This is a genomic window from Pseudarthrobacter sp. Pseusp20 (assembly GCF_059492155.1).
This window is the reverse complement of record NZ_CP168521.1, coordinates 4,203,240-4,228,726: the sequence shown is the minus strand read 5'-3', so window position 1 is coordinate 4,228,726 and position 25,487 is coordinate 4,203,240. Positions and strand designations below refer to the sequence as shown.

General features: G+C 66.2%; 26 protein-coding genes. 8 read left to right on the top strand and 18 right to left on the bottom strand.

Annotation, left to right across the window (positions count from 1 at the left end):
* Positions 1-19: 19 nt before the first annotated feature.
* Positions 20-925, bottom strand: a complete 906-nt coding sequence (gene purU, locus ACEN9K_RS19650) for a formyltetrahydrofolate deformylase (protein ID WP_018771778.1) — start codon at positions 923-925, stop codon at positions 20-22.
* 122 nt (positions 926-1,047) lie between these two features.
* Between purU and ACEN9K_RS19645 the strand changes: the two genes are divergently transcribed.
* Positions 1,048-1,728: a GntR family transcriptional regulator gene (locus tag ACEN9K_RS19645; protein ID WP_018771777.1), complete on the top strand. Its 681-nt coding sequence runs from the start codon at positions 1,048-1,050 to the stop codon at positions 1,726-1,728.
* Between the two features lie 132 nt (positions 1,729-1,860).
* Entirely contained in the window at positions 1,861-2,142 is a 282-nt protein-coding gene (locus ACEN9K_RS19640) for a hypothetical protein (RefSeq protein WP_495634904.1), read from the top strand.
* Positions 2,143-2,170: 28 nt separating this feature from the next.
* Here the strand turns inward: ACEN9K_RS19640 and ACEN9K_RS19635 are convergent, their stop codons facing one another.
* Complete coding sequence (locus tag ACEN9K_RS19635; RefSeq protein WP_134165084.1) at positions 2,171-3,487, bottom strand: helix-turn-helix transcriptional regulator; 1,317 nt, start codon at positions 3,485-3,487, stop codon at positions 2,171-2,173.
* 130 nt (positions 3,488-3,617) lie between these two features.
* Here ACEN9K_RS19635 and hxlB point away from each other — a divergent pair, with 130 nt between their 5' ends.
* From hxlB to ACEN9K_RS19620, 3 genes are all read left to right on the top strand, one after another.
* Complete coding sequence (gene hxlB, locus ACEN9K_RS19630; RefSeq protein ID WP_134165085.1) at positions 3,618-4,217, top strand: 6-phospho-3-hexuloisomerase; 600 nt, start codon at positions 3,618-3,620, stop codon at positions 4,215-4,217.
* A gap of 54 nt (positions 4,218-4,271) precedes the next feature.
* Positions 4,272-4,895: a 3-hexulose-6-phosphate synthase gene (gene hxlA, locus ACEN9K_RS19625; RefSeq protein WP_495634903.1), complete on the top strand. Its 624-nt coding sequence runs from the start codon at positions 4,272-4,274 to the stop codon at positions 4,893-4,895.
* A 102-nt stretch (positions 4,896-4,997) separates the two neighbouring features.
* On the top strand, positions 4,998-5,975 hold the full coding sequence (locus tag ACEN9K_RS19620) for a glucose-6-phosphate dehydrogenase assembly protein OpcA (protein WP_495634902.1): 978 nt from the start codon (positions 4,998-5,000) through the stop codon (positions 5,973-5,975).
* 65 nt (positions 5,976-6,040) lie between these two features.
* On the opposite strand, the gene ACEN9K_RS19615 is transcribed toward ACEN9K_RS19620, so the two are convergent.
* The 8 genes from ACEN9K_RS19615 to ACEN9K_RS19580 all read right to left on the bottom strand — a co-directional run bounded on the left by ACEN9K_RS19615 (position 6,041) and on the right by ACEN9K_RS19580 (position 14,082).
* Positions 6,041-7,960, bottom strand: a complete 1,920-nt coding sequence (locus tag ACEN9K_RS19615) for a BCCT family transporter (protein WP_043425550.1) — start codon at positions 7,958-7,960, stop codon at positions 6,041-6,043.
* Between the two features lie 385 nt (positions 7,961-8,345).
* On the bottom strand, positions 8,346-9,155 hold the full coding sequence (locus tag ACEN9K_RS19610; protein ID WP_018771770.1) for an IclR family transcriptional regulator: 810 nt from the start codon (positions 9,153-9,155) through the stop codon (positions 8,346-8,348).
* Between the two features lie 81 nt (positions 9,156-9,236).
* Positions 9,237-9,575 (bottom strand): hydroxyisourate hydrolase, encoded by a 339-nt coding sequence (gene uraH / locus ACEN9K_RS19605; RefSeq protein ID WP_495634901.1) that lies wholly within the window; start codon positions 9,573-9,575, stop codon positions 9,237-9,239.
* Positions 9,572-10,069: a 2-oxo-4-hydroxy-4-carboxy-5-ureidoimidazoline decarboxylase gene (uraD, locus tag ACEN9K_RS19600; RefSeq protein WP_056392068.1), complete on the bottom strand. Its 498-nt coding sequence runs from the start codon at positions 10,067-10,069 to the stop codon at positions 9,572-9,574. Before uraD ends, uraH begins: the two co-directional genes overlap by 4 nt.
* A gap of 195 nt (positions 10,070-10,264) precedes the next feature.
* Positions 10,265-10,690, bottom strand: coding sequence for an ATP-binding protein (locus ACEN9K_RS19595; RefSeq protein ID WP_018771767.1), 426 nt, complete (start codon positions 10,688-10,690; stop codon positions 10,265-10,267).
* A complete protein-coding gene (locus ACEN9K_RS19590; RefSeq protein ID WP_018771766.1) occupies positions 10,683-11,015 on the bottom strand; it encodes an STAS domain-containing protein in 333 nt (110 codons plus the stop codon). Before ACEN9K_RS19590 ends, ACEN9K_RS19595 begins: the two co-directional genes overlap by 8 nt.
* Positions 11,015-12,973 carry a glycosyltransferase family 2 protein gene (locus tag ACEN9K_RS19585; RefSeq protein ID WP_495634900.1) on the bottom strand — a complete coding sequence of 653 codons (1,959 nt, stop codon included), beginning with the start codon at positions 12,971-12,973 and terminating at the stop codon, positions 11,015-11,017. Before ACEN9K_RS19585 ends, ACEN9K_RS19590 begins: the two co-directional genes overlap by 1 nt.
* Entirely contained in the window at positions 12,970-14,082 is a 1,113-nt protein-coding gene (locus ACEN9K_RS19580; protein ID WP_018771764.1) for a PP2C family protein-serine/threonine phosphatase, read from the bottom strand. Before ACEN9K_RS19580 ends, ACEN9K_RS19585 begins: the two co-directional genes overlap by 4 nt.
* A 245-nt stretch (positions 14,083-14,327) precedes the next feature.
* Here ACEN9K_RS19580 and ACEN9K_RS19575 point away from each other — a divergent pair, with 245 nt between their 5' ends.
* Positions 14,328-14,609, top strand: coding sequence for a hypothetical protein (locus tag ACEN9K_RS19575; protein ID WP_223992807.1), 282 nt, complete (start codon positions 14,328-14,330; stop codon positions 14,607-14,609).
* 172 nt (positions 14,610-14,781) lie between these two features.
* Here ACEN9K_RS19575 and ACEN9K_RS19570 read toward each other — a convergent pair whose 3' ends face one another.
* Entirely contained in the window at positions 14,782-15,354 is a 573-nt protein-coding gene (locus tag ACEN9K_RS19570) for a GNAT family N-acetyltransferase (RefSeq protein WP_018771761.1), read from the bottom strand.
* A gap of 71 nt (positions 15,355-15,425) precedes the next feature.
* Between ACEN9K_RS19570 and ACEN9K_RS19565 the strand changes: the two genes are divergently transcribed.
* Positions 15,426-16,820: an MFS transporter gene (locus tag ACEN9K_RS19565; protein ID WP_134165092.1), complete on the top strand. Its 1,395-nt coding sequence runs from the start codon at positions 15,426-15,428 to the stop codon at positions 16,818-16,820.
* A 67-nt stretch (positions 16,821-16,887) separates the two neighbouring features.
* Here ACEN9K_RS19565 and bcp read toward each other — a convergent pair whose 3' ends face one another.
* The 7 genes from bcp to ACEN9K_RS19530 all read right to left on the bottom strand — a co-directional run bounded on the left by bcp (position 16,888) and on the right by ACEN9K_RS19530 (position 24,383).
* Positions 16,888-17,367 carry a thioredoxin-dependent thiol peroxidase gene (gene bcp, locus ACEN9K_RS19560; RefSeq protein ID WP_018771759.1) on the bottom strand — a complete coding sequence of 160 codons (480 nt, stop codon included), beginning with the start codon at positions 17,365-17,367 and terminating at the stop codon, positions 16,888-16,890.
* Between the two features lie 81 nt (positions 17,368-17,448).
* Complete coding sequence (locus ACEN9K_RS19555; RefSeq protein ID WP_018771758.1) at positions 17,449-18,093, bottom strand: winged helix-turn-helix domain-containing protein; 645 nt, start codon at positions 18,091-18,093, stop codon at positions 17,449-17,451.
* 9 nt (positions 18,094-18,102) lie between these two features.
* Positions 18,103-19,446, bottom strand: a complete 1,344-nt coding sequence (gene allB / locus ACEN9K_RS19550) for an allantoinase AllB (RefSeq protein WP_018771757.1) — start codon at positions 19,444-19,446, stop codon at positions 18,103-18,105.
* Positions 19,439-20,632, bottom strand: a complete 1,194-nt coding sequence (locus ACEN9K_RS19545; protein ID WP_495634899.1) for a glycerate kinase — start codon at positions 20,630-20,632, stop codon at positions 19,439-19,441. The genes allB and ACEN9K_RS19545 overlap by 8 nt, the downstream gene beginning before the upstream one ends.
* Before the next feature lie 2 nt (positions 20,633-20,634).
* Positions 20,635-22,425: a glyoxylate carboligase gene (gene gcl, locus ACEN9K_RS19540; RefSeq protein WP_495634898.1), complete on the bottom strand. Its 1,791-nt coding sequence runs from the start codon at positions 22,423-22,425 to the stop codon at positions 20,635-20,637.
* Between the two features lie 166 nt (positions 22,426-22,591).
* Positions 22,592-23,545, bottom strand: a complete 954-nt coding sequence (locus ACEN9K_RS19535) for a 2-hydroxy-3-oxopropionate reductase (RefSeq protein WP_495634897.1) — start codon at positions 23,543-23,545, stop codon at positions 22,592-22,594.
* Between the two features lie 37 nt (positions 23,546-23,582).
* Positions 23,583-24,383 carry a hydroxypyruvate isomerase family protein gene (locus tag ACEN9K_RS19530; RefSeq protein WP_495634896.1) on the bottom strand — a complete coding sequence of 267 codons (801 nt, stop codon included), beginning with the start codon at positions 24,381-24,383 and terminating at the stop codon, positions 23,583-23,585.
* A gap of 189 nt (positions 24,384-24,572) precedes the next feature.
* Between ACEN9K_RS19530 and ACEN9K_RS19525 the strand changes: the two genes are divergently transcribed.
* The gene (locus tag ACEN9K_RS19525; protein WP_495634895.1) at positions 24,573-25,445 is read left to right on the top strand and encodes a hypothetical protein; all 873 of its coding nucleotides are present in this window, start codon (positions 24,573-24,575) and stop codon (positions 25,443-25,445) included.
* The last annotated feature ends 42 nt before the right edge of the window (positions 25,446-25,487 follow it).

The window sequence follows — 25,487 nt, the reverse complement described above, 5'->3', positions numbered from 1 at the left end:
GTCTGCGGACGAGGGCTGCTTACCGGAACACCACGGTGCTGGTCTGGTCCAGCAGCACGCGGTGCTGGCAGTGCCAGCGGACGGCGCGGGAGAGGGCCAGTGCCTCGGCGTCCTGGCCCACGGTGGACAGCTGCGCCGGGCCGTAGCTGTGGTCCACGCGGATGACTTCCTGCTCGATGATGGGACCCTCATCCAGGTCCGCCGTGACGTAGTGGGCGGTGGCGCCCACCAGCTTGACTCCGCGGTCGTAGGCCTGGTGGTAGGGGCGTGCGCCCTTGAAGCCAGGGAGGAAGGAGTGGTGGATGTTGATGGCCCGGCCCTCCAGCGCCCGGCAGAGATCGTCGGAGAGCACCTGCATGTAACGGGCCAGGACCACGAGGTCGGCCTCGTACTCCTCCACCAGCTCCAGCAGCCTGCGTTCGGCGTCGGCCTTCGTGTCCGGTGTGACGGGGACGTAGATGAAGGGGAGCCCTGCGGCTTCCGCCATTGCACGGTGGGTCTCGTGGTTGGAAACGACCGCTACCAGTTCGCCGCCAAGGCTGCCGCCGCGCCAGCGGAAGATCAGGTCATTCAGGCAGTGCCCGAACTTGGACACCATCACCAGAACGCGCGGCTGGGTCTTGTCGTGGAAGCTGAAACTCATGTCGAACCGGCCTGCAATGGACGCAAATTCTTCCTCGAGCATCGCCGGCGTGTAGTTGGGGGAGCCGGAGAACGCTGTGCGCAGGTGCAGGGTCTCACGCAGGCTGTCATCGAACTGCTGGTGTTCCTCGATGTTGAAGCCACGCTCGAAGAGGAACGTGGTCACGGCCTGCACAATCCCTGCCTGCTCGCGGCAGGACAAGGTCAGCACGAACTTCTGCGCCTGCTCTTCCTTGAGCGCCGGCAGGGTAGCGGTTGCTGAAGCTGTTTCAATGAGGGTCATGTCCCTCCTCCTTCTAGATATATTCAAAAGCTGCGGACTGATATATTAGATTGGGTGTCAGCGTATACTGGTCTCGAGGCGAGGTCAATAGTTTTTTTCTGGTTGGGAAGAAGGGGCTCAGCATGGCATTCGAAGCTTTGGCGGTGGCGGACGACGCCGGCAGGAAGTCGCTGGCAGACGTCGCGTACGAGAGCATCCGCGACTGGTTGCTGACCCTTGAAATCAAGCCCGGCGAGCTGCTGAATGACGAGCTCCTTGCCAAGAACCTGGGCGTGGGGCGGACTCCGGTGCGCGAAGCGCTGAAGCGGCTGGAGCTGGACCGGCTGGTGAAGACCTACCCCCGGCGGGGTACCTTCGCCACCAGGGTGGACGTGACCGACCTTTCCTTCATCTCGGAAATCCGGGCCCAGCTCGAGCCCCTTGCTGCCGCACGTGCTGCCCGGGTGGCATCCCCGGCGGTTCGGGACGGGCTGCGTGCCACGCTCGAGAAGGTCGAGGCATTCGATGTTGCCGCAGCAACCGTAACCGAGACGCTGCAGCTGGATGCCCGGGTGCACCAGGGCATTTACGCCGCCGCTGCCAACCCTCACCTGGAGGACATCCTGATCCGCTATGACAACCTGGCAACGCGGATCTGGTGCATGGTCATCGACCGCCTGCCGGACCTGTCCCACCACGTGCGCGAACACCTCGATCTGCTCCGCGCCGTCATTGACGGGGATGAGGAGCGGGCCTCCGAGCTTGCCAAGGCCCACGTGAGTGGATTCGAGCATGCGGTCCGGGAGGCCCTCTTCAAGGCTTAGTCCCGGCCGGTCTGCGCGTCTGTTGACATCGGGTGTGACCTGCACCATACTCTGAATCCAGATTGATATATCAATCAAATATCAGAGTTGGATTCCCATGAGCGGCGATGGCGCCGGCGAACGGAGCGACCAGTGAATTCCCAGGCAACCCTTGAAGCCCCGCGGAGAGCCACCGGCCTTGACCGTCAACAACGTGGCCAGGGCGGCGGCACGTCGAAAAAGGCCCTTGGCCTCCGGACTGACTGGGCGCGCCTGCCTGGCCGCAATGTCGAGGTGTGGCTACTGGGGGAGTGCGTGGCCAGCGGGGTGGTGGACCAGGCTGCGGAGGATGGATCGGTGCTCTGGATAGCCGCCGAGGGCATCGGCACGCGGCGCATCTTCGACAAGCAATCGGGCTACCAGATCTGGGTGTGACTGTTCTTAGCCCTCGACGCTGCAGGTCCTAACGCAGTCCGTGGCTGTGGGCCAGCGCAATGGCTTCGGTCCGCGAAGCCACGCCCAGCTTCCTGAACAGGTTCCGCACGTGGAACTTGACCGTGTTCTCGCTGATGTTGAGCGCGGCGGCTATGCTTCGGTTGCGTTGGCCCGCAGCCAGCAGTTGGAGGACCTCGAGTTCCCGGGCCGCGAGGTTCCAGCCCGAGACGTCTGCCGGAGAAGCAGGCGGGTCCAGGGGCAGCGTGACGGAAATGTCCGCGCCCCACCCCGGCATGAGATCGACTTCCATGCGGCCGTCCAGTGCCTGGACCCTGCGCTGCAGCCGTTCCATGTTCGGGGCGTCAGCCGAGAGTCCGCCCCGTCCGTCGTCCCGGACATTGATCAGCAGGTTTTCGCCGTCGCAGTCCCACTGGGTCCGCACCCTGCGGACTTCCGGTTGCTCCATCATGGCCAACAGCAGCCCGCGCACGATGGCCCGCGCCGCGATGGCTACCTCGCCGGGCAGCGCCCGGCCATTCAAGGGGGGTTCGATGAATTGCACGTCGATCCCACTGAACCGGGTCAGCGGACGCAGATCCTCGCGAAGCCGTTCGAAGGCGGTGGCCACCGGTTCCTTCACCAGTTCTGCCGTCTGGTCATTGTGCGTGCGCAGTTCCACCAGCGCCTTGGCCGCGGCGTCACTGACGGTGGCCCGTGCCGTTGCGTCATCCAGGGAGCCTGACCGTGCGGCCGCCAGGATGGTTTCCAGGGTTGTGGAATGAAGGTCCACCAGCTCGCCCGTGACCCTGATCCGTTCCGCGGATGCTGCCCGTGACTCCAGCAGGTAGGACGGCGGCGCATCCTTCACCTTCTCCTGGATCCGGCGTGCTGCCATTACCCAGAGATAGGACACGAGGTCCAGGTTCTCCATGTCCCCGGCCTGCTGCCGGCCCCCGGCCGTCCCGGGATAGGTAATGACCAGCAAAGCGTTGCTGGGAGCGTACCTCAGGGCGAAGGCCTGCCGTTGCCTGCCTGCGATCTGTGCCGTTCCCGCCCAAGGCCCCTCAGCGGCCACCTGCTCGCGCAGCTGCTGGAGTTCGCTGATCGATACCCGGGCCACCACCTCCCCGTCGCCTGACTTCTTCTGCGGGCGTCCTGTGCATTCCTCGGTGAAGATCACCAGGGCGTCGCCGCCAGTGTAGGGGCGGACAGCTTCGTGCAGCCGTTCGGCAATGGCGGAGAGGGGCGCCTCCGCGATCCGGGCCACCGCGCGGAGCAGGGGCCAGGGAAGGGCGGTTTCGGGGAAGTCCGTAACCAGCCGAACGGGCGGGGTGCTCTCAATCATCTCGACAGATTACGCGAAGAATCCCGTCCTGAACTACCCGAACGGGTGGTTAAAACCATCCCGAATTGGCGTATCACCTACCCGCCCGTTTCGGCACGATGGATGCCAGGTACACGATGAAGGAGGAGATATGGACTCAACCGTTCTGACCGCTCCCGCGGTGGAAGCAACCGGCGGGGCCATCACGGGCAATATCTCCCTGGTGTTAAGGGAGATCGCAGACACCGCGGCCCGCATCAGCCCGGACAGGCTGCGCCAGGCGGTCTCGATGCTGGAGAACGCCGACCGCGTCTTTGTGGCCGGGGCAGGCCGCAGCGGCCTGGTGCTGAGGATGGCAGCGATGCGGCTGATGCACCTCGGCCTCGTGGTCCACGTGGCCGGGGACACCACCACCCCCGCCATCCGGAAGGGTGACCTTCTGCTCGTCGCATCGGGCTCCGGCAGCACGTCGGGGATCGTGAAGGCCGCCGAGACCGCCGCCAAGGCGGGGGCCCGGATCGTCGCCTTCACTGCCAACCCCGGTTCGGCACTCGCAGGACTGGCTGACGCCGTCGTGCTGCTCCCGGCCCAGCAAAAGACCGACCACGGCTCGGGCGTCTCCCGCCAGTACTCCGGGAGCCTCTTCGAACAGGTGCTCTTCGTGGCAACGGAGGCGGTGTTCCAAACACTCTGGGACAACGCCGACGTCCCCGCCGAGCAGTTGTGGCTGCGCCACGCCAACCTCGAATAGACCTTTCCCGACTTTCCAGTCCTTTGGACAAAACCCCAACAGAAAGAAGAAGCAATGAAACTTCAGGTAGCCATTGACCTCCTCACCGTCGAGGGCGCCCTCGAGCTGGCCGGCAAGGTCGCTGAATACGTGGACATCATCGAACTGGGCACGCCCCTCATCAAGGCTGCGGGCCTCTCCGCCGTTACGGCCATCAAGGAAGCCCACCCGGACAAGCTGGTTTTCGCCGACATGAAGACCATGGACGCCGGCGAACTCGAAGCCGACATCGCCTTCAAGGCGGGCGCCGACCTGGTCACCGTGCTCGGCTCCGCCGATGACTCCACGATCGCGGGCGCCGTCAAGGCCGCAAAGGCACACAGCAAGGGCGTCGTCGTTGACCTGATCGGCATCGCGGACAAGGCCACCCGGGCCAGGGAAGTGCGCGCCCTGGGTGCGAAGTTCGTCGAGATGCACGCGGGCCTGGACGAGCAGGCAAAGCCCGGCTTCGACCTGACTGGACTGCTACGCGCGGGCGAAGAATCGCAGGTGCCCTTCTCCGTGGCAGGCGGCGTGAACGTCAGCACCATCGCAGCCGTCCAGGCCGCAGGAGCCGACGTGGCGGTGGCCGGCGGCGCCATCTACGGCGCCGCAGATCCGGCTCTGGCCGCCAAGGAACTCCAGGCTGCCATCAACTAGGCCCTGGCATACGGCGGCGGCTCCACCTGGACCGGGGTGGGGCCGCCGCTGTGCCATGCCCTCATCGAGCCCGTTCCGTGGCGGACGAACCTGGAGAAGGCCATGATCGTTAACCTGCCCGACACCACCACCTCGAAGGTGTCCAAGAAACTCATGGCCCTGCGCGAGCAGGGCGGCGTGATCGCGCTGGGCCGGGTCCTGACCCTGGTGGTCGTGACCAAGTCCGGGATCGAGGAAGAAGCGATCGAGGCCGCGAACGACGCCAGCCGGGAACACCCCTGCCGGATCATCGTCCTCGCCGACGCCGGGAAGGACGCCGGGGACCGGCTCGACGCGCAGATCCGGGTGGGCGGGGACGCCGGCGCCTCGGAAGTGATCGTGCTGCGCGGCTACGGCCAACTGGCCCACGAGTCCGAGTCCCTGGTGGCCGCGCTGCTGCTTCCGGACGCCCCAATCGTGGCCTGGTGGCCGCACGGCGCCCCCGCGAACGCGTGCGAGACCTCCATCGGCGCGATCGCGCACCGCAGGATCACCGACTCCGCGAACGAACCCGACCCCCAGGCCGCACTGGAACGGATCCACCGCACCTACAAGGCCGGCGACACCGACCTCGCCTGGACCCGACTGACCAACTGGCGGATCCAGCTCGCAGCAGCCCTGGACCAGGTCGACCCATCCTTGGTGCTTGCCGCCGAAGTGGAGGGCGCCCCGGATTCCCCCAGCCCGCTGCTGATGGCTGCCTGGCTCAACGACGCGCTGGACGTACCTGTGAACAAGGTTGCAGGACCGGCAGGATCAGGCCTTGGCCGAGTGAGCCTCACGCTGGCCGACGGTCGGATTCAGCTTCTCCGCCCCGGAGGCTTCGTCGCCGAACTCACCCAACCCGGCCAACCCGTCCAGCGGATCCCGCTCCCGCGCCGCAGCCTCAGCGAATGCCTCGCCGAAGAACTCCGCCGCCTCCAGCCGGACCCTGTTTTCGGCGAGGTGCTGGCCACCGTGGGGCGTTTGTGCGCGGAAAGGCAAGTGCAGCCGGCGCCTGAGGCCGGTTACCAGCTGCAGGGTTGCATGGTGGTGGCCTAGCCGCAGGGCCGTTTAAGGATTTGGCCCCGGCGCATGATGCGCCGGGGCCAAATTCGGGTGTTTACCTAACGTGTGGCTGCCTTCTCCAGATCCTGCCCGTTGCCCGGGCACCTCTGGCCATCGGCGCACTCTTCTGCGCACTCGTGCTTTGTCACAAGGTCGAACTGCGCGCCCCGGTGTTGCTCCACGCCCGCCCGGATAGCCCGTTCCACCACAGAGTCCGCCAGCCGGCGGCGCAGGGAAAGGGGGTCCCTGCGCAGGTCCTTGGTGATGGCGAAACAAAGCAACAGCATGACGATCACGAAGGGCAGGGCAGCGACGATGGTGATCCGCTGCAGGCCCGACAACGCTTCGGAGGGCTGGTCACCGCCGGCCAAAAGCATGACCGCGGCCACGGCGCCGGTGAGGGCGCCCCAGAAGATGACCAAGGCACGCTTGGGGTCGGAGCTGCCATTGGAGCTCAGCGACGCCATGATCAGGGAGGCGGAATCAGCACCGGTAATGAAGAAGATTGCCACCAGGACCATGGCCAGGACAATTACGGCCGCAATCATCCACTCCGGCAGGGGGAGGTTCTTCACCAGGTTGAACAGGGCGCCGTCAAAATCGATGGTTGCCTTGCCGTCGGTGACGGTCATCAGGCCCGGCGTGCCGGCTTTGTCAGCTTCCTGCTGGATGTGGAAGGCCGTACCGCCGAAGATGCCAAACCAGATGACGCTGACAATGCTGGGGACCAGCAGTACGCCGGTGACGAACTGCCGGATGGTCCGGCCGCGGCTGATCCTGGCGATGAACATGCCCACGAAGGGCGTCCAGGAAATCCACCAGGCCCAATAGAAGATGGTCCAGCCGGACATCCAGGTCCGCAGCGCCTCGTCGCCAACGGCCTCGGTGCGGGAGGACATTTCGGCCAGGTCGCGCAGATAGTCGCCCACCGCCGAGGGGATGAGGTTGAGGATGAAAAGAGTGGGGCCCGCCACGAAGACGATGGCGGCGAGGACCACTGCAAGGACCATGTTGACGTTGGACAGCCACTGGATTCCACGGCTGATGCCGGACACGGCGGAGGCGATGAAGCACGCTGTCAGGATGGCCACGATGGCCACGAGCACGGGTGTTCCGATCTCGCCTGTCCAGCCGTTCGAGGTGAAGCCGCTCCCGATCTGCAGGGCGCCAAGACCCAGTGACGCGGCGGTACCGAAGAGGGTGGCGAAGATGGCCAGGATGTTGATGACCTTGCCCACCGGCCCCTCAACGGTCCTGATGCCGAACAACGAGGTGAAGGCGGCGGAGATCAGTTGCCTGCGTCCCAGCCGGTAGGTGCCATAGGCCATGGCAATGCCCACCACCGCATACATGGCCCAGGGGTGCAGGGTCCAGTGGAAAATCGAGGTGGCCATGGCAGTCTGGATGGCTGCCGGGGTGCGCCCGTCAACCGTTCCGGGCGGGGGAGAAACGAAGTGGTACAGCGGCTCGGCCACCCCATAGAACATCAGGCCGATGCCCATTCCGGCGGCGAACATCATGGCGATCCATGACACCGTGCGGAATTCGGGTTTTTCGCCGTCCTTGCCCAGCGGAATGTTGCCGAACTTGCCCATGGCCAGCCACAGGACAAACACGACGAACAGGGACGCCAGGACCATGAAGAGCCAGCCGGTGTATTCCATGACCCAGTCCAGGGCGTCCTTGGAAGTGGTGGCCAGGCTGTCCTTGTCGGCAAATCCCCACACCACGAAGGCAAGGGCAATGGCGCCGGTGATGCCGAACGTGGCCTTGTCCAGCGTCAGCTTCCGGTCGCGGCGCTGGGAGACGGCCTGCTCCCTGTTACTCAGCCGCAGTTCCGCCAGAATCTGCTTGTGTTCGTTGACGGCGGGAAGGGCGGCTGTCGATTCCTCTTGGTCGGTGTCCAGAGGCTCGGGGGGAGCGCCATCTGAAGGCGGCACTTTTGGCTTGGCGGAGGTTAGATCACTATTAATGGCCATGAAAGCGGGTCCTTTGGCTAGTCCATGGGCTTGCGTTTAGTGCTGGGAATCGGGCAGAGCAATCCGGGGGTGAATTGCCGCGTGGCCGTTCGCCAGCGGTGGCAGGGCCTTGAGCCCCATGGGGAGGTGTTCCGCAAAGATCAACAGAGTTCGCGCTAAGCAACAAGAGTGCTGTACGTCACTTTGAAAGTCAAGGATGCCAGGCAGCGTGAACCTTTTGGGGCGCATTGTGTCGGCGGACCGAGCTGTTGCATAGTGCGCTTGTTGTTGCGCTCCAGCGTCCGGGTTCAGCGCGCCGGCAGCGGCTCCCGCATAGGCGAAAGGGCAGGCCAACCGTTTGGGGACACAACAATGGCCCCGGGCACTGCCCGGGGCCATTGTTGTGTCATTTCCGCGTGTACCCCATATTGGCGCTGACCTGGAGCCCGGCTTCCTTGAGCGATTCGAGCAGGCCAGGAATCTTCTCGGGGTCGAACCGGAAGGCCGGGCCGGAGATGCTGAGGGCGCCAATCACGGTGCCCTGGTGGTTGTAGACCGGCACCGCCACTGCATTCAGGCCGATCTCGAACTCCTCGCGTACTACGGCGTATCCCTTGGCGGCTACCTCGAGCAGCTGTGCGTCCAGTTCCTTGCGGCTGGTGATGGTGCGGGCAGTCCGGGCAGCAAGGCCCGTCTCCTTGAGGATACGGTCCCGGTCGTCCGCCTCCAGGGCAGCCAGGAGGACTTTGCCGCTGGACGTGGCGTGCAGCGGGGTGAGGCTCCCCACCCAGTCGTAGGTGGCCAGGGTGGACGGGCCCATGGCCTGGTCCACATTCACCGCGTAGTTCGAGCGCAGGACCGCGAGGTTGACGGTTTCCTTGAATTCGTCGGCCAGGCTTTCCAGGACGGGCCGTGCCTCGCGGACCAGGCTGAGCCGCCCGGGGATGGAACTGGCCAGGCGCAGGATTCCAAAACCGAGCTGGTACTTGCCCCGCTCGCTGTTCTGGTGCACCATCTCGCGGGTCACCAGCGATCCCATCAGCCGGGAGACGGTGGACTTGTGGATCCCCATTTCCTCGGCTATTTCGCTCACGCCCGCGTGCCCTTCCCGGGCGAGGATCTCCAGGACGGTCAGGGCGCGCTCCACGGACTGCACGCCGCCGGACTGGCCGCCTTCGGCATCGGTATCGGATTCAGGGTCTCTATTCGAAGCCATACTTCCTGATCCTATGCCGGAAACTGTGACGGCGGTGACATTGGGTTAACGCGCTTGACACCCGGGCGCCCCCAGGCCGGCCTAGCTGCCGCGGTAGGTGGAGTACGCGAACGGGCTCAGGAGCAAAGGAACGTGGTAATGCTCCGGGCCGGTGACTTCGAAGACCAGGTCCACTTCAGGGAAGAACGTCGCGGTCTGCAGGCCGGCGTAGTACGTGCCCGTGGCGAAGTTCAACTTGTAGTGCCCGGGCTCCAGCTGTTCAGGCCCCAGGTCCTTCGCCCGGCCGTCGGCGTCCGTGCTGGAGGTGGCCAGCTCGCGCCAGGTACCGCCGTCGTTCTTAAAAAGGACGACGGCGACCCCCGCCGCCGGGCGCCCGGCGCCGGTGTCGAGGATGTGGGTGGTCACGTGGGAAACGCTCATTCGCTGATCAGTCCTTCAAGCCGCAGTACGGCGATTTCGCGCAGCTGCTGGGCCACGATGGTGTCTTCCTCCTGCGGGGAATTGCCGAGCCGCTGGTTCAGGGCCTGCAGGATTTCCGGAGCGGTGCGTCCGGCGGCCCGGATCAGGAAGACGCGGCCGAACTTCTCCTCGTACTCGCGGTTCCCCCGGGCCAGGGCTTCTGCTGCCGCAGCATCGGCCGGATCCACCCCGGCCTGCTCGGAACGGGACATGGACGCCTCGGTGCTGGCCGCCGTCGGACGTTCCCCGATCCTGGGGTGGTGGGCCATGGCGGCGTCAACCTCCGCAGGAGTGAAGGGGTTGGCTGCCTGGGCGGCGAACTCCAGCAGCTGGTCCCGGCTGGCGAACGGCCGGGCTGCTGCCACCGCCTCCACCCAGCGGCTGACGTCGATGCAGGGCCGGAGGGTGGCCTGGGCCGCGGCGGAGCCGGCGGCGTTGAATTCGGCAAGCTTCATGCTGGCGTATTCCTCGATGGTCATGCTGGCATCCATGGTGACGGCTATGCGGATGCCGGAGAACCCGGCGCCTGTTCGGGGATTTCCCCAAACAAGGCTTCCGCATCATGGAACTGTTATTTCAGCATACGTAATATTCAAGAACAGCCGCGTGGCCGTGTCAAGCGGCGGCGCGCAGCTCCAGCAGGGGCAGTCCTAATCCTGGGAGGACGTCCTGGAAAGGACCCAGGTGTTGGTGGCACCCTGGCGCTCGAAGGTCACCGTGGTGACCAGCGCCTCGATCAGCGCCAGGCCGCGGCCCGACTCGGCGTCGTCGCCGGGCGTGGCCGGCTCCATGGGGCCGTACGGTGGCTTGGCGTTGTAGGCACTCACCCGGGCCTGCAGCAGCGTGGGCTGCACGGTGGTCTCCACCCCCAGTTCCACCTCCCGGTCCCCGGCGGGCCTTGCGTGCTGGACGATGTTGGAGGCGGACTCGATGACGGCGGTGGTAAACGTCATCTGGTCCATGTCGTTGACGAACGGAACGTCCAGCCAGAGGCTGTCCAGGTCGTTGTGGACCGCTTCGATGGCGTCCTCGGCAGCAGGCCCCCGGAAGCTGCGCGAGGCCAGGACCTCAGTCATTGCCGAACGCCTCTTCGGCTGTGGCATACGCCGTAAGGACCTTGTCCATGCTGGTGAGCTTCAGGACCATGTTCACCTGGGGCTGCACCGCCGCGATCCGCAGGTCGCCGCCGGCCTGGCGGGCCGCCTTGAGGCAGCCGATCAGCGCGCCCAGCCCGGAGGAATCCATGAAGGCGGTGTTTTCCAGGTTCACCACGATCCGGTTGGACCCGCCGGCAATGACATCCGTGACGAACTCGCGCAGCTTGGGCGCGGAGACCATGTTGAGCCGCCCGTCCGCCTTGACTTCCGCGTACGAATCTTTGACCTCGTAACTGAACTCCATCAGGGTTCCTCTCTGTTTGCAGGTTCTGCGGCCGGTTCGTACCCCTTGTAGAGCACGGCGCGGACCAGGATGCTCATGACCACCAGGTCGAAAACCACCCAGACAACATTGACCAGGGTGCCCAGCGGTTCCGCCAGCCCGGCGGCAAGGCGGATGATTCCGACGACGGCGGCGACGGCAAGCAGGATGGACACCACGATCTGGGGCCGGATGAGGCTCCAGCTGGGTCCGCCGCTTTGGCGCGCCTTGGGGGTGACCGCGAACCCAAGGGGACGGCCGAACCACACGTTACGGGCCGCCGTCGTGCATGCCTTGATCCAGGTGGGGAACAGCGCCAGGCTGTACTGCTGCCCGCGCCAGGTGGGGATTCCGCGGCCGGCCACGGCGAACAGCAGCTGGTTGACCACCATGAACGGGATGAAGCGGATGAAGAAGTCCCAGCTCAGGCTGCTGACCGGCAGGATGCCCAGCAGCAGGTAGATGATGGGGGCCGCGAAGTAGATGACCGCGGCGAACCCGCTGAGGTAGGTCCACATGGTGGCGAAGTACATCAGGCGCTGGCCGAGCTTGAGGCCCTTCTGGACCAGCGGGTTTTCGCGGAGCAGCACCTGGATGGTGCCCTGCGCCCAGCGGAGGCGCTGGGTGAGCATGGTCTTCAGGTCCTCCGGCGCCAGGCCGTAGGCCAGGATCTCGTGGTGGTAGACGCTCTCCCAGCCCATGGCGTGCATGCGCATGGCGGTGGCCATGTCCTCGGTGACGGAGATGGTGGCCAGCGGCATTACCGGCTGGGCCTCGTCGCTGCGCTCCACGGTCAGCGCATCCAGGACGGCCTGGACGGATTCCAGGGCGCCCAGCGGCGACCAGTCGCGGGCGGACATGCGCTGGACGGCGTCGTCCGCCACCACCGGGACGCCGGACTCGCCCACGTGGGCCAGTTCCATGGCAGCGATCTCTTCGAGGTCGGCCTGCAGGGCAGCGACGTCGGCCTGGACCAGAATCTGGACGGCGGCATCCACGCGGCGGCGGACGCGGTACGTGACCTCGCTGAGGGGCCTGCCGGCGTCCACTTCCTCCTGGGCCTCGCGGGTGGCTGCCTCCACCTCGTCGAGGACCTCGGCCACCAGGGGAGAGTCCACGTCCGCCGACTTGCGGGCCTGCTTGATGGCTGCCCGGGATGCGGCCAGGGCACGGCGGATACTCTTCTCGGTCTCCTTGACGTAGCCCACCAGGCCCAGCTGCATCAGGGCCTCGCGGCGAAGGATGGCGTTGGAGCCGCAGAAGAAGGCGGCATTCCAGCCGTCCTTGCCCTGCTGGATGGGACCGTAGAACAGGGGCGCCTGGCTGCCTAGCGGATCATCGGCCGGCACATTGTTGAAGTATTGGGGGGTTTGGACCAGGGCCACCCGGCGGTTGTTGAAGTAGCCCAGGGTCTTTTCCAGGATGTCCGGCTCCGGGATCTGGTCCGCGTCCAGGATCAGCAGGAACTCGCCGTGGGTCACCATGAGGGCGTTGTTCAGGTTCCCGGCCTTGGCGTGGCGGGGGAGGTCCTTGGTCCAGTCCTCGCTGCGGGTGACGTAGCCCAGGCCATGCTGTTCGGCCAGGGCCTTGAGCTCGGGCCGGGCGCCGTCGTCCAGGATCCAGGTGCTGTGCGGGTGCCGGATCTTCTGGGCCGCCAGTGCGGTGGTGAGGACCATGTCCAGGTCTTCGTTGTAGGTGGTGATGAAGACGTCCACGGTTGCATCGTGCGGCGGCGCGGGAGCGCCTTTGCGGATCCTCAGTTTCCATACGGTCATGCCGAAGAGCATGACGTCGATGAGGCTGTAGGTTTCGGCCACCACCAACGGCAGGGCGATCCACCAGGCGTCCCAGTTGAGGGACGCCATCCAGCGCCACGCGATGTAGTTCAGGCCGGTCAGGACGGTCAGGACAACCACCACGCGGGTCCAGAAGCGGGTCAAGCCGGCACCTCCACGGGCAGGCGGCGGACCACAACCACCGTGACGTCGTCTTCGGCGGTTTCTGCGGGGGCCAGGGCCAGGATGGAGTTGCTGGCTTCCTGCGCCGTACCTGCGGACTGCGTTGCGTGCTGCACTGCCTCGGTGAAGTCCTCCACTGACCCGAACACATCCAGCACTCCGTCGCTGACCACAACCAGCGAGTCGCCCGGGGCCAGCTCCAGGCCCGCCTGCGGCCACTGAGTCCCGGGCCAGGCGCCAACCGGTGGTCCGCCGGAGGGGAGGCGGTCCGCCGGTCCGGCCGGCTGGACATGCAGCGCAAGGCCGTGCCCGGCGTCTACATAGCTGACCTTGCCTGATGCCGCGTCCAGGCGGGCATGGAACAGGGTGACAAAGGAGTTGGAGGAGTCCAGGTCGGCGGCGATCGCCTTGCTGGCGGCGCCGAACCCGGCGTCGAGGTCCTGCCGCAGGCCCGTGGAACGCATTACTGCGCGGACTGTTGCCGCGATCAGCGCCGCCCCCATGCCTTTGCCCATGGCATCGGCGAAAGTGAGGTGGAGCCCGTCCGGCGTCTGGTACCAATCGTAGAAGTCGCCGCCCACGCTTTGGGACGGGCGGAAGAGGCCCGCCACGTCGTAACCGTCAACCCGGATGTCTTCCTTGGGCAGGAGGCTTTGCTGCACTTCGGTGGCGCGTTCCAGCTCGCCCCGGGCAGCGGACTCCGCCGCGGCAGAGGGCCGGCGCCGGAACAGTGCATTGATCCGGGACTGCAGTTCCCGGGGGCTGAACGGCTTGCTGATGTATTCGTCGGCGCCGTTGTCCAGGCCGGTCAGCTTGTCGAGTTCGTCCGCACGGGCGGTGAGCATCACGATGAACGCGTCCGAGAACTCGCGAAGGAGCTTGCAGACCTCCAGCCCGTCAAGGTCCGGCAGGTTCAGGTCCAGGGTTACCAGGTCCGGCCTGGTGCGGCGGACTTCCTCCACCCCCGGGAGCCCTGCCCCGGCCTGGGTGACGTCGAAACCCTGCTTCACCAGGACGCGGACCAGGAGCCCGCGGATGTCGGGGTCGTCTTCGATGACCACGGCACGGCGGGTTTCGGGGGGAGAGACCATAGCTCTACTTCTACAGTATTAAGGCGCACGGGGCATGTCTTAGGCTCCACAGTTTCCGGTGACTTCGCTGACAGAAACGTTGTGTGCGGCCCCCTCAGCAGATCTTGCGGAAATCTTGGCATCTGCTTGCCGGGACGTTGAGGAACGGACGTCACACTCGAAGGAACGCAGCAGCGTGCAGGCGGAAAAGCCCGACGACGGGCCACGCGGCGGGCTGCATGGTTTGCGGAGAGCGGGGAAGCAGCATGGAACAAGTCAAAAAGAGGGGAGCGGACAAGGCCAAGGCATTGCTTCGCCTCTATTTCCACTCACGAAAAGTGCGGGCAGCGGCCAGGGAACTGGAGAACGCGCTGGCCGAATCGCGGGAAGTTTCCAGCTGGCCCGGAGACCGGCTCCCCGTGGGGGAGGAGATGTCCCGGCACGTGGAGAAACTGACCCGCCGGCTCAAGCTCGAGACCGAGGCGCACCACAGGCTGGGAATCCTTTTCAAGACTGCGGGTGGAGGGCATTCCGTAGCGGCGCTCTAGGTGCCACACTTAGCAGCAATCGATTGGCTGGGGATAGTCAGGAGATTGCTGTGAGTTTGTTTGTCGGTTGGTCGTACCTGATGGCTGGACTCATGACCATGGACGCGATGCTGCTGGCGCTGTGGGCCATGGAAGTCGATTGGCGAAAGTACTGGCACCGGAAGTAGCGCAGTTATTCCAGTTGCAGCCGCATCAGCACCCGGGGAAAGCCGTTGAGCACCGAGGTGGTGTCCGCAGCCTTGGTGAAGCCAGTATCCTCGAACAGCTTCCGGGTGCCCACGTAGGCCATGGTGAGGTCCACCTTGCGGCCGTTGTTGTCCACCGGATAACCCTCGATGGCCGGGGCCCCATAGGAGCGGGCCATCTCCACGGCGCCTGCCAGCAGAACGTGCGAGATGCCTTTGCCGCGGTGGCCGGGACGGACGCGCAGGCACCACACCGACCACACGTCCTGGTTGTCCACATGCGGGATCTTCCTGTTGCGGGCAAAGGCCGTGTCCGCCCGCGGATGGACCGCTGCCCACCCAACGGGTTCGCCGCCGTCGTACGCCACAATGCCGGGCGGGGGATCCTGGGCCACCAACTGGCGGACCAGCTCCCCGCGTTCCCCGCCACGGAGGGAGACGTTCTGGCGGGACGGGATGCGGTAGCTCAGGCACCAGCAGACGGTGGCATCCGGCCGTTTGGGCCCCACCAGTGTCTTCACGTCCTCGAAAATTGTTGCCGGACGAACCTCGATCGCCATGGAACTATCCTCACACCCACGTGCGAAACAGGGGGGACCAAAAGGCGGGCGCCGTCACTACACTGGGACGCATGACCGAGCAGGAACCGGGCAGGGCGGCTGCGGATTCCGACTCCACCGGCACCTTCCTGCGGAGCCCGGCAGAGCGCTCCCGCACCTTCACCGGCATCCTGGTGAACACAGCCCTGGCCAACATCACCACCAGCTATTTGTGGTTCGCGCTGACTTTTTGGTTGTACCTGGAGACGCGGAACGTGATTGCCACCGGGGTGGTGGGCGGCGCGTACATGCTGCTGATTGCCCTCTCCAGCATCAGCTTCGGCACCTTCGTGGACCGCTGCCGCAAGCTGGCCGTGATGCGCTTCGCTGCCTGCTTCACGCTGGTCATGTTCGTGCTGTCCGGGGTGATGTTCCTGCTGGTGCCTGCCGCGTCACTGCTGGACCTGGGGCAGGCATGGTTCTGGATCTTCACTCTGGTCATCCTGGTCGGCGCCGTGGTGGAGAACCTGCGGAACATTGCCCTGTCCACCACCGTCACCATCCTGATCGAACCGGAGCGCCGTGCCAATGCCAACGGGCTGGTGGGGATGGTGCAGGGGCTGATGTTCATTGTCACCTCCCTGCTGTCCGGATTGTCCGTCGGTCTGCTGGGCATGGGCTGGACCATCGCCGTCGCGCTGGTGCTCACGGCGCTGGCCTTCGCCCACCTGCTGACCCTGCGGATGCCCGAGGAGGTGCGGCCCGCGGCAACAGACGCCCGCGGCGGGTTCGACCTGAGGGGCTCGATCGCGGCAGTGCTGGCCATTTCGGGGCTGTTCGCGCTGATCCTGTTCTCCACGTTCAACAACTTCATCGGCGGCGTGTACATGGCGCTGATGGATCCGTACGGGCTGGAAATGTTCTCAGTGCAGATGTGGGGTGCTGTCTTTGCGGTCGGATCCACCGGGTTCATCATCGGCGGCGCCTTGATCGGCAAGTTCGGGCTCGGCGCCAACCCCCTGCGCACCCTGCTGGTTGCGGTGGCGGCCATGGGAGTGCTGGGTGCGGTCTTCACGCTGCGGGAGTGGGCGTGGCTCTACATCCTTGGGATCTGGCTGTACCTGGTGCTGGTCCCGTTCGTGGAGGCGGCCGAGCAGACCGTCATCCAACGGGTGGTGCCGTTGGAGCGGCAGGGGCGCGTTTTTGGCTTCGCCATGGCATTCGAGTCCGCTGCCGCACCGGTCACCGCGTTCGTCATCGCGCCCATTGCCCAGTTCTGGATCATCCCGTACGCACGGTCAGCGGAAGGTGCAGCCCGACTGGACCCGCTGCTTGGCGGGGGCACCTCCCGCGGAATCGCCCTGGTTTTCCTGGTGGCCGGCATCATCATGATCGCGGCCGCCCTGCTGGCCTTCCTGACTCCCGTTTACCGCCGGGTTTCGGCTTCGTATGCCCACGTGGCGGCGGAGGCGAAGGCAGGTGGTTAAACGCCCGGACGCTCCCGCAGCACGTGCGGAAGCGTCCGGGAAAACCCGCAGCAGGTGATGGATCGTCCTAGACGCCCAGGGCCTCCTTGAGGCGGGCGACGTGGCCGTCGGCCTGCACCTGGTACTGGGCCAGGGTGACTTTGCCTTCGGGGTCCACCACAACGGTGGAGCGGACAATGCCTTCGTGGATTTCGCCCTTGACCAGCTTCTCGCCCCAGGCGCCATAGGCCAGGGCAACGGCATGGTCGGGGTCCGAGAGCAGGGGGAAGGTCAGGGAGAAGTCGCCGCTGAAGCCGGCCAGGGCTTCCTGGGCATCCGGGGAAACCCCGATGACTTCGTAGCCCTTGCCCTGGAGGGAGGCTAGGCTGTCGCGGAAGTCGCAGGCCTCGGTGGTGCAGCCGGGGGTGGCGGCCTTCGGGTAGAAGTAGACAATGACGTTCTTGCCACGGTAATCGGCCAAGGAGGTCTCCCGGCCCTGGGCGTCCCGGAGGGTGAATTCAGGAGCCGGGGTGCCGGGCTGAAGCTTGGTGGTCAGGGTGGGGCTCATGGCGTTCCTTTGTAAGACTCGGTCAGTGATGGCCAAACATCAAGTGAAGCGGGTTGCCGCATACTGATACAAACCAGCGCGTCATATGCAGTATTCCGCCGGTCCACGAACTGCAGCGTGCGGACCCGGCACAAACTGGTACCCGCCGCCGCGGACAGTTGCCACGGCATGGCGGGCGTTGCCCAGTTTCTTGCGGATCCTGCCCACGTAGACGTCGATGGAGCGTGCCGTAGCGCCGGGGAAATCGAGGGACTCCAGGAACTCCTGCAGTTCCTCGCGGCCCACCGTCCGTGACAGGTGGGTCACCAGGTAGCGCAGCACTTTGTATTCGACGCCGGTCAGGGCCACGGGCCTGCCGTCCAGCAGGACGGTGTCGGCGGCGAGGTCCACGGCGACCCGGCTGACGGGGCCGGCCGACGGCGGCAGGCGGGTGCCGCCGTCGTCATCAGTTGCGCCGGGGTTCTCCGCCGCGGAGGGAGCCGGAGAGGAGTCGGCTGCGGCTCCTTCCGCGGCGGACGTGGGGGCTCCGGCGGCAGGCCAATGGACTTCCGCCTCCGGAGCAGTTTCGAGGGCCCTTGCCAGGACCATTTGGGCGGCGTGGCGCAGGAGTTCCGGGCTGGTTCCTTCGGCCGGAACCACCCACACCGCGAGACCGCGGGCGGCGGCCTTGCGTGAAGGAAATCCCGGCCGCGCCCCCGCCCCCGGATAGTGCGCTTCCACTGCCATGGCGTCTCCCTAGACGCCGCCGCGGCGGATCAGCCTGCCCGTGGGGGTCTGGCCGTCCACTACGGCGCCGCGGAGGAAGGTCTTGCGCACCACGCCGGACAGGGCTTTGCCGTCGTACGGGGTGATGGGGTTCTTGTGCTTGAGCTTGGACACGTCCACCACGAAGGCCTCGTCGGGCGCAAAGACGGCGAAGTCGGCGTCGTAGCCCAGCGCCAGCTGGCCCTTGTTGGTGAGGCGGGCCAGTCCGGCGGGCTTCTCCGCCATCCAGGACACCACCTGTTCCAGCCGGATGCCGCGGTGCCGAGCCTCGGTCCAGATCAGGGACAGGCCCAGCTGCAGCGAGGAGACGCCGCCCCAGGCCACGGCGAAGTCGCCGTTTTCCAGATCCTTCAGGTCCAGCGTGGAGGGGGAGTGGTCAGAGACGATGCAGTCGATGGTGCCGTCCAGGAGGCCCTGCCACAGCAGCTCCCGGTTGGAGGCCTCCCGGATGGGTGGGCAGCACTTGTAGGCGGTGGCACCGTCCGGGATCTCCTCCGCCATCAGGGTCAGGTAGTGCGGGCACGTCTCCACGGTGAGCTTGACGCCGTCGCGCTTTGCGCTGGCGATCATGGGCAGCGCGTCCGACGACGACAGGTGCAGGATGTGCGCACGCGCACCGGTCCAGCGGGCCCGTTCGATGACCTCGGCGATGGCCTTGTTCTCGGCGCCACGGGGGCGGGAGGCAAGGAACGTGGAGTAGTGGTCGCCGCCGGGGTGCGGGGCGCGGTCAATCGCGTGCGAGTCCTCGGCGTGGACGATCATGAGGGAGTCGAAGGACTTGAGCTCGGCCATGTCCTCCTCCATCTCGTCCGCGTCCAGGTGCGGGAACTCGTCCACGCCGGAGTGCAGGAGGAAGCACTTGAAGCCGAAGACGCCCTCATCATGCAGGGGGCGGAGGTCGGCCTTGTTGCCGGGGATGGCACCGCCCCAGAACCCGACGTCGATGAACGCCTGGTCTTCGGCCACCTCGCGCTTGAGCTTGAGGTTTTCCACCGTGGTGGTGGGCGGAACGGAGTTCAGGGGCATGTCGATGATGGTGGTCACGCCGCCTGCTGCCGCGGCCCGGGTGGCAGACGCGAAGCCCTCCCACTCGGTGCGGCCGGGCTCGTTGACGTGGACGTGGGTGTCCACCAGGCCCGGGAGCAGCGTCTCATCGTCGGCGAGGTCGATGATCTCGGCGCCGGCCAGGCCGTTGCCAAGCGGTTCGAGGGCCACGATCTTGCCGTTGCGGACGCCCACCTCGCGTGGCGCGATGCCGGCGGTGGTCAGGATGCGCCGGCCCCGGATGACGAGGTCGAAACGTTCTTCAGACACGGAGGTCCTCCTTGGTACTTGCGGCGGCAGGCCTGTTGGCTGCCAGCCCCGCACTGATTTGGGTGCCCAGCTGCTCCAGCAGCGGCCCTGCCTCTGCTATGCACCTGTTTACATCGGTTTCGAGCGCCGTCAAAGCGTAAACATCCTCGAATCCTGCGGCCGCTGCCTGGCCCTGGTCCAGGGTGGTCCGGCCGCAGACGGCGATGACCGGAACGCCCTGCGCCGCAGCAGCCCGGGCAACACCCATGGGGGTCTTGCCCAGCAGGCTTTGCTCATCCAGGCTGCCTTCGCCGGTGATCACCAGGTCGGCGCCGGCCAGCCGCTGCTCCAGTTCCGTGAATTCAAGGACGACGTCGATCCCCGGCCGCCGCGTGGCGGCCAGGACGGCGATGGCGGCGTAGCCCACGCCGCCGGCTGCCCCGGCTCCGGGAGCCTCGGCAGCCTTGACGGCGCGGAATCCGATTTCCCTGGCCAGGACTTCGACAAACCTGGCCAGGGCGGCGTCGAGCATGCCGACGTCCTGTTGTGTGGCTCCCTTTTGCGGGCCGAAAACCGCCGGGGCGCCCTGGGCGCCCAGCAGCGGGTTGTCGACGTCGGATGCCAGCACAAAGCGGGTGTCCACCAGCCGGGGCTCGAAATCGGTGAAGTCGATGCTGTGCAGGTTTGCCAGCGCAGCCCCGCCCGGTGCAAGTTCGTTGTTCCTGCTGTCCAGGAACCTGGCACCAAGCCCCTGCAGGAGCCCCGCGCCGCCGTCGGTGTTGGCGCTGCCGCCCACGCCCAGGACGATCCGCCGGCAGCCGGCGTCCAGGGCGGCCCTGATGAGCTGGCCCGTGCCCAGGCTGGTGGCTGTGGTGGCGTCAGCCGAGCCCGGCCTGCCGCCGTTCCGGACGCCCGGCATCAGCGCGAGCCCGGATGCCGTGGCCATCTCGATGACGGCTTCGTGCCCGCGGACGGCGAAGTCCGCATCCACGGGCTGCCCGCTGGGACCGGTGACCGTTGCGCTCCGGCGGGTGAAGCCGGAGCCGACGGCGGCGTCGAGGGTGCCCTCGCCGCCGTCGGCCACCGGAATCCGGACCACGTCAAGGTTCCCGCCGGCCCCGCGCTGCAGGCCCTTTTCGAGGAACCTGCAGACCTCCGGCGCGGACAGCGAACCCTTGAACTTGTCCGGGGCGATAACCACGCGCATGGTTATGCCTGCAGGGCCAGGATGGCGGTGGGTGCGTCTGCGGCGGTCTCGGCCAGGGGCTCGAACTCGTTGACGGCGTTGATTTCCACGCCCATGGAGATGTTGGTGACCTTTTCCAGGATCACTTCCACCACCACGGGAACCTGGAACTCGCCCATGAGCGCCTTGGCCTTGTCGAACGCGGCGGCGAGGTCGTTAGGGTCCTCCACGCGGACGGCCTTGCAGCCCAGGCCCTCGGCCACCTTGAGGTGGTCAACGCCGTAGCCGCGGGTGTCCTCGGACAGGTGTGCGCTGTTGATGTTCTCGAACGCCAGGGACACGTTCTGCTCCATGTTGAACCCGCGCTGGGACTGGCGGATCAGGCCCAGGTAGGAGTTGTTCACCACCACGTGGATGTAGGGGAGGTTGAACTGGGCGCCCACGGCCAGTTCCTCGATCATGAACTGGAAGTCGTAGTCGCCGGAGAGGGCCACCACGGTCTCATCCGGCTTGCCGCGGACCACGCCAAGCGCCGCCGGGGCGGTCCAGCCCAGCGGGCCTGCCTGGCCGGCGTTGATCCATTTGCGGGGACCGAACACGTGGAGCATCTGGGCCCCGGCGATCTGGGACAGGCCGATGGTGGACACGTAGATGGTGTCGCGGCCGAAGGACTTGTTCATCTCCTCGTACACGCGCTGCGGCTTGATGGGGATGTTCTCGAAGTGCGTCTTGCGGTGCAGGGAGGCCTTGCGGTCCTGGCACTCGGCAACCCAGGCGGTGTAGTCCGGCAGGGATCCTGCCGCCTTGCGCTCTTTGGCGAGTTCAACCAGCCCTGCCAGCGCCGCGCCGGCGTCGGACGCGATGCCCAGGTCCGGGGAGAACACGCGGCCGATCTGGGTGGGCTCGATGTCGATGTGCACGAACTTGCGGCCGGCGGTGTAGGTGTCCAGGCCGCCGGTGTGGCGGTTGGCCCAGCGGTTGCCGATGCCGATCACGAAGTCGCTCTTCAGGTAGTTCTCGTTGCCGTAGCGGTGGCTGGTCTGCAGGCCCACCATGCCGGCCATCAGGCGGTGGTCATCCGGGATGGTGCCCCAGCCCATCAGGGTGGGAATGACCGGAATGTTGAGGGTTTCGGCCAGTTCCACCAGCTGCGCGGAGGCGCCGGCGTTGATGATGCCGCCGCCGGCCACGATCAGCGGGTGCTTGGCCGCGGTCAGCATGTCCAGGGCCTTTTCCAGCTGCTTGCGGGAGGCCTTGGGCTTTTCGACGGGAAGGGGCTCGTAGGTATCGATGTCGAACTCGATCTCGGCCATTTGAACGTCGATGGGCAGGTCCAGGAGAACCGGGCCGGGGCGGCCGGAGCGCATCAGCTGGAAGGCCTTCTGGAAGGCGCCCGGAACCTGGCCGGGCTCCAGGATGGTCATGGCCATCTTGGTGACGGGCTTGGCGATGGATTCGATGTCCACGGCCTGGAAGTCTTCCTTGTGCAGCTTGGCAACCGGGGCCTGGCCGGTGATGCAGAGCATGGGGATGGAGTCTGCCCAGGCGGCGTAGAGGCCGGTGATCATGTCGGTGCCGGCAGGGCCGGAGGTGCCGATGCAGATGCCGATGTTGCCGTCCTTGGCGCGGCTGAAGCCGTCGGCCATGTGGCTGGCGCCTTCAACGTGGCGGGCAAGGGTGTGGCGGATGCCGCCGTGGGCGCGCATTGCGGAATAGAAGGGGTTGATCGCGGCGCCTGGCAGGCCGAACGCCTCGATGGCGCCTTCCTTTTCCAGGATGGCCACCGCTGCATCAACGGTACGCATCTTGCTCATGGGGTGCTCCTTGAAAGCTTGGGAAGTCTGTTTTTAGGTGTGCTGAAGGAAGGCCCGGCGGTCGCGGGGCACTTTGGGAGTGTCGGCGTCGTAAATTACGACGGCGGCCGGCGTGTCCGTGTCAATGTGCCCCGTTTTCGGGGCGGCCGGCTGGGCTGCGTGAGGTTTACTTGCGGCCGCTGAGCTGGAGGACCTGCTTGAAGAGTCCGGAGTGGTCCAGTGCGCCGTCACCCTGGTTGACGGTGGCGGCGACGAGCTGGGCGACGACGGCGCCGAGCGGGATGGCCACGTTGGCTTCGCGGGCGGCGGAGGTGACGATGCCCAGGTCCTTGTGGTGCAGGGCCAGGCGGAAGCCGGGATCGAAGTTGCGGTCCAGCATCTTCTGGCCCTTCTGCTCCAGGACCTTGGAACCGGCCAGGCCGCCGCCGAGGACCTTGAGGGCGGCGTCGGTGTCCACGCCGTAGGCCTCGAGGAAGGCGATGGCTTCGCCGAGGACTTCGATGTTGACCGCAACGATCAGCTGGTTGGCTGCCTTGACGGTCTGGCCGGATCCGGAGGGGCCCACGTGGACGATGGTTTTGCCGACGGCATTCAGGACGTCCTGGGCGTCGTCAAAGTCAGCCCTGTCCCCGCCCACCATGATGGAAAGGACGGCGTCGATGGCGCCCTGTTCGCCGCCGGAAACCGGGGCGTCGAGGGGGCGGATGCCTGCTTCCCTGGCCTCCGCCGCGAGGCGGACGGCGACGTCGGGGCGAATGCTGGAGGCGTCGATCCAGAGGGCGCCCTGCTTGGCGTTGGCGAAGACACCATCCTTGCCGCTGACCACGCCCTCGACGTCGGGGGAGTCCGGCACCATGGTGATGACGACGTCGGCATCCTTGACGGCGCCCGCGATGCTGGTGGCGCCCTTGCCGCCTTCGGAGACCAGCTTGTCGATCTTGTCCTGGCTGCGGTTGAAGCCGGTGACGGTGTGGCCGGCCTTGACCAGGTTGATGGCCATTGGCAGGCCCATGATTCCGAGTCCGATGACTGCAACGTTGCTCATGATGGTTCTCTTTCCTGAAAAGTCTGTTCGTGGTTTCCCAACTGACTCGCATTTGTTGTCGTTTTGAACGCTCATAACGACAACTACTGCGAGTTAGTTGGGCGGGTGGGGACTACTTGGCGATGCGTTCGCGGATGGCCCAGCTGAAGGCCGTCTCCTGCGGTTCCTTGTACTCGAGGCCGATGTAGCCCTCGTAGCCGAGTTCGCGGCTGCGGGCGATCCATTCGCCGAGCGGGAGGGTGCCGGTGCCGGGGGCGCCGCGGCCGGGGTTGTCGGCGATCTGGATGTGGCCGAAGTCCTTGGCGTGGTTTTCGATCACGGCCGGGACGTCGTCGCCGTTGACGGCCAGGTGGTAGAAGTCGGCGAGGAGCTTGATGTTGCCGGCGCCGGCCTCGGCCTTGACGCGGGCAATGACCCTGAGTGCGTCGTCGGCGGTGAGGAGCGGGTACCTGGGTGCGCCGCTGACCGGTTCCAGGAGGACGGTGCCGCCGATGCGGGCAACCCCTTCTGCCGCTGCCGCCAGGTTCCTGACAGCCAGTTCGTCCTGTTCTTCAGGGGCGAATTCGTCCTGCCTGTTGCCGTAGAGGGCGTTGAAGGCCTTGCAGCCCAGGCGCCCGCCGATGCCGGCAACAACGTCCACGTTGTCCTTGAACTCCGAGCAGCGTCCCTTCCATGAGACCAGGCCCCGGTCGCCGCCGGGCATGTTGCCGGCGTTGAAGTTCAGCCCGGTGAGCTGGACGCCGGCGTCCGTGATGGCGTTCTCGAACTTGGTGATCTCGCTGTCCGCCGGAACGGAGGTCTCGAAAGGCCACCAGAACTCGACGGCGTCAAAGCCGGCTGCCTTTGCCGCGGCAGGGCGCTCGAGCAGGGGAAGCTCCGTGAGGAGGATGGAGCAGTTCACTGTGTACGTCATCGTAGGTCCTTCCGAGGAGGGGCTTTGATCTATCTTCCCTTGCTTCCGGCTCCCTTGCGGTTTCCGCTTCGTGGAATTTAGATTCTGCTTTATGAAAAGTGTAGGGAAGGTGGGGTGGGGTAGTCAAGGGGAGCCGGGGGCAGGAGACTGGGATGAGGTAAGCCCGCTCAACAGGAATGGACTCGAGCGATGACCACCGGTGCCCGCCTGCGTCTCCTGGCCTGGCTCGTTGCCCTGGCCGGATTCCTTGCGGCCTGTGTTCCCGTGGCGGGCCTGCAGGAGGCCGCCACGGCTCCCGCTCCGGCTTCGGCCTCCGCGGAGACCGGCCTGCCGGGGGACGCTGCGGGTGGTGCGGCCCTTACTGCCCCGCCGGTTTCCAGTGATCCGGCGGCTCCGGTCCAGGCTTCCCTCCCCACCTCGGAGCCTTCGCCGGCGCCGGCACCCGTCCCTGCCCCGGTGCCGCAGCCGTTCGCCCTGAACCTCTACCGGGAGGGTGACTTCGTTCCGCAGTACACCTTTGACTGGTGCGTTGCCGCGAGCATCCAGATGGCGCACAACCTTATTGACGATACGGGCGGGGGCACCTGGGCTGACCGTGCGCAGCAGAATGAACTGTGGGAGATGGCGCGCGCCCGTTCCTCTGATTCGTTCAACGGTGCCAACCCCTTTGGCTGGGCCCAGGTGCTCACCGAATCGGGAATGGGACCGTACCGGGTGGTTAGCATTCCCGACTATCCGGAAGCGCTGAGGACGGCGGCCCGGGCCATTACCGACACGGGCCGGCCGGTGGGACTGGTCATGTGGAGCGGCAGGCACGCCTGGGTGATGAGCGGGTTCGAATCCCTCGGCGACCCCCGGCAATTCTCCGACTTCGCCGTGACCGGCATCCGCGTCCTGGATCCGCTGTACCCGTACGGCAGTGGACAGTGGGGCCCGTCGCCTGTTCCCAACAGCCTGCTGACCCCCGAGGAGCTGGCCACCCAGTTCGTGGTGCGGGAGCCGCGCCGCTGGAGCAGCGGGCTCCCCACCGGCTATCTCCTGGTGCTGCCGGTCACTGCCTGAACCTGCAGGCGGCTTCCCGGGACTTCTTTCTTGGGACTTCTT

Excerpts from the sequence above, each read along its gene's own strand:
- purU (WP_018771778.1), bottom strand. The coding sequence starts at position 925 with ATGACCCTCATTGAAACAGCTTCAGCAACCGCTACCCTGCCGGCGCTC.
- ACEN9K_RS19645 (WP_018771777.1), top strand. The coding sequence starts at position 1,048 with ATGGCATTCGAAGCTTTGGCGGTGGCGGACGACGCCGGCAGGAAGTCG.
- ACEN9K_RS19635 (WP_134165084.1), bottom strand. The coding sequence starts at position 3,487 with ATGATTGAGAGCACCCCGCCCGTTCGGCTGGTTACGGACTTCCCCGAA.
- hxlB (WP_134165085.1), top strand. The coding sequence starts at position 3,618 with ATGGACTCAACCGTTCTGACCGCTCCCGCGGTGGAAGCAACCGGCGGG.
- hxlA (WP_495634903.1), top strand. The coding sequence starts at position 4,272 with ATGAAACTTCAGGTAGCCATTGACCTCCTCACCGTCGAGGGCGCCCTC.
- ACEN9K_RS19620 (WP_495634902.1), top strand. The coding sequence starts at position 4,998 with ATGATCGTTAACCTGCCCGACACCACCACCTCGAAGGTGTCCAAGAAA.
- ACEN9K_RS19615 (WP_043425550.1), bottom strand. The coding sequence starts at position 7,960 with ATGGCCATTAATAGTGATCTAACCTCCGCCAAGCCAAAAGTGCCGCCT.
- ACEN9K_RS19610 (WP_018771770.1), bottom strand. The coding sequence starts at position 9,155 with ATGGCTTCGAATAGAGACCCTGAATCCGATACCGATGCCGAAGGCGGC.
- uraH (WP_495634901.1), bottom strand. The coding sequence starts at position 9,575 with ATGAGCGTTTCCCACGTGACCACCCACATCCTCGACACCGGCGCCGGG.
- uraD (WP_056392068.1), bottom strand. The coding sequence starts at position 10,069 with ATGAAGCTTGCCGAATTCAACGCCGCCGGCTCCGCCGCGGCCCAGGCC.
- ACEN9K_RS19595 (WP_018771767.1), bottom strand. The coding sequence starts at position 10,690 with ATGACTGAGGTCCTGGCCTCGCGCAGCTTCCGGGGGCCTGCTGCCGAG.
- ACEN9K_RS19590 (WP_018771766.1), bottom strand. The coding sequence starts at position 11,015 with ATGGAGTTCAGTTACGAGGTCAAAGATTCGTACGCGGAAGTCAAGGCG.
- ACEN9K_RS19580 (WP_018771764.1), bottom strand. The coding sequence starts at position 14,082 with ATGGTCTCTCCCCCCGAAACCCGCCGTGCCGTGGTCATCGAAGACGAC.
- ACEN9K_RS19575 (WP_223992807.1), top strand. The coding sequence starts at position 14,328 with ATGGAACAAGTCAAAAAGAGGGGAGCGGACAAGGCCAAGGCATTGCTT.
- ACEN9K_RS19570 (WP_018771761.1), bottom strand. The coding sequence starts at position 15,354 with ATGGCGATCGAGGTTCGTCCGGCAACAATTTTCGAGGACGTGAAGACA.
- ACEN9K_RS19565 (WP_134165092.1), top strand. The coding sequence starts at position 15,426 with ATGACCGAGCAGGAACCGGGCAGGGCGGCTGCGGATTCCGACTCCACC.
- bcp (WP_018771759.1), bottom strand. The coding sequence starts at position 17,367 with ATGAGCCCCACCCTGACCACCAAGCTTCAGCCCGGCACCCCGGCTCCT.
- ACEN9K_RS19555 (WP_018771758.1), bottom strand. The coding sequence starts at position 18,093 with ATGGCAGTGGAAGCGCACTATCCGGGGGCGGGGGCGCGGCCGGGATTT.
- ACEN9K_RS19545 (WP_495634899.1), bottom strand. The coding sequence starts at position 20,632 with ATGCGCGTGGTTATCGCCCCGGACAAGTTCAAGGGTTCGCTGTCCGCG.
- gcl (WP_495634898.1), bottom strand. The coding sequence starts at position 22,425 with ATGAGCAAGATGCGTACCGTTGATGCAGCGGTGGCCATCCTGGAAAAG.
- ACEN9K_RS19535 (WP_495634897.1), bottom strand. The coding sequence starts at position 23,545 with ATGAGCGTTCAAAACGACAACAAATGCGAGTCAGTTGGGAAACCACGA.
- ACEN9K_RS19530 (WP_495634896.1), bottom strand. The coding sequence starts at position 24,383 with ATGACGTACACAGTGAACTGCTCCATCCTCCTCACGGAGCTTCCCCTG.
- ACEN9K_RS19525 (WP_495634895.1), top strand. The coding sequence starts at position 24,573 with ATGACCACCGGTGCCCGCCTGCGTCTCCTGGCCTGGCTCGTTGCCCTG.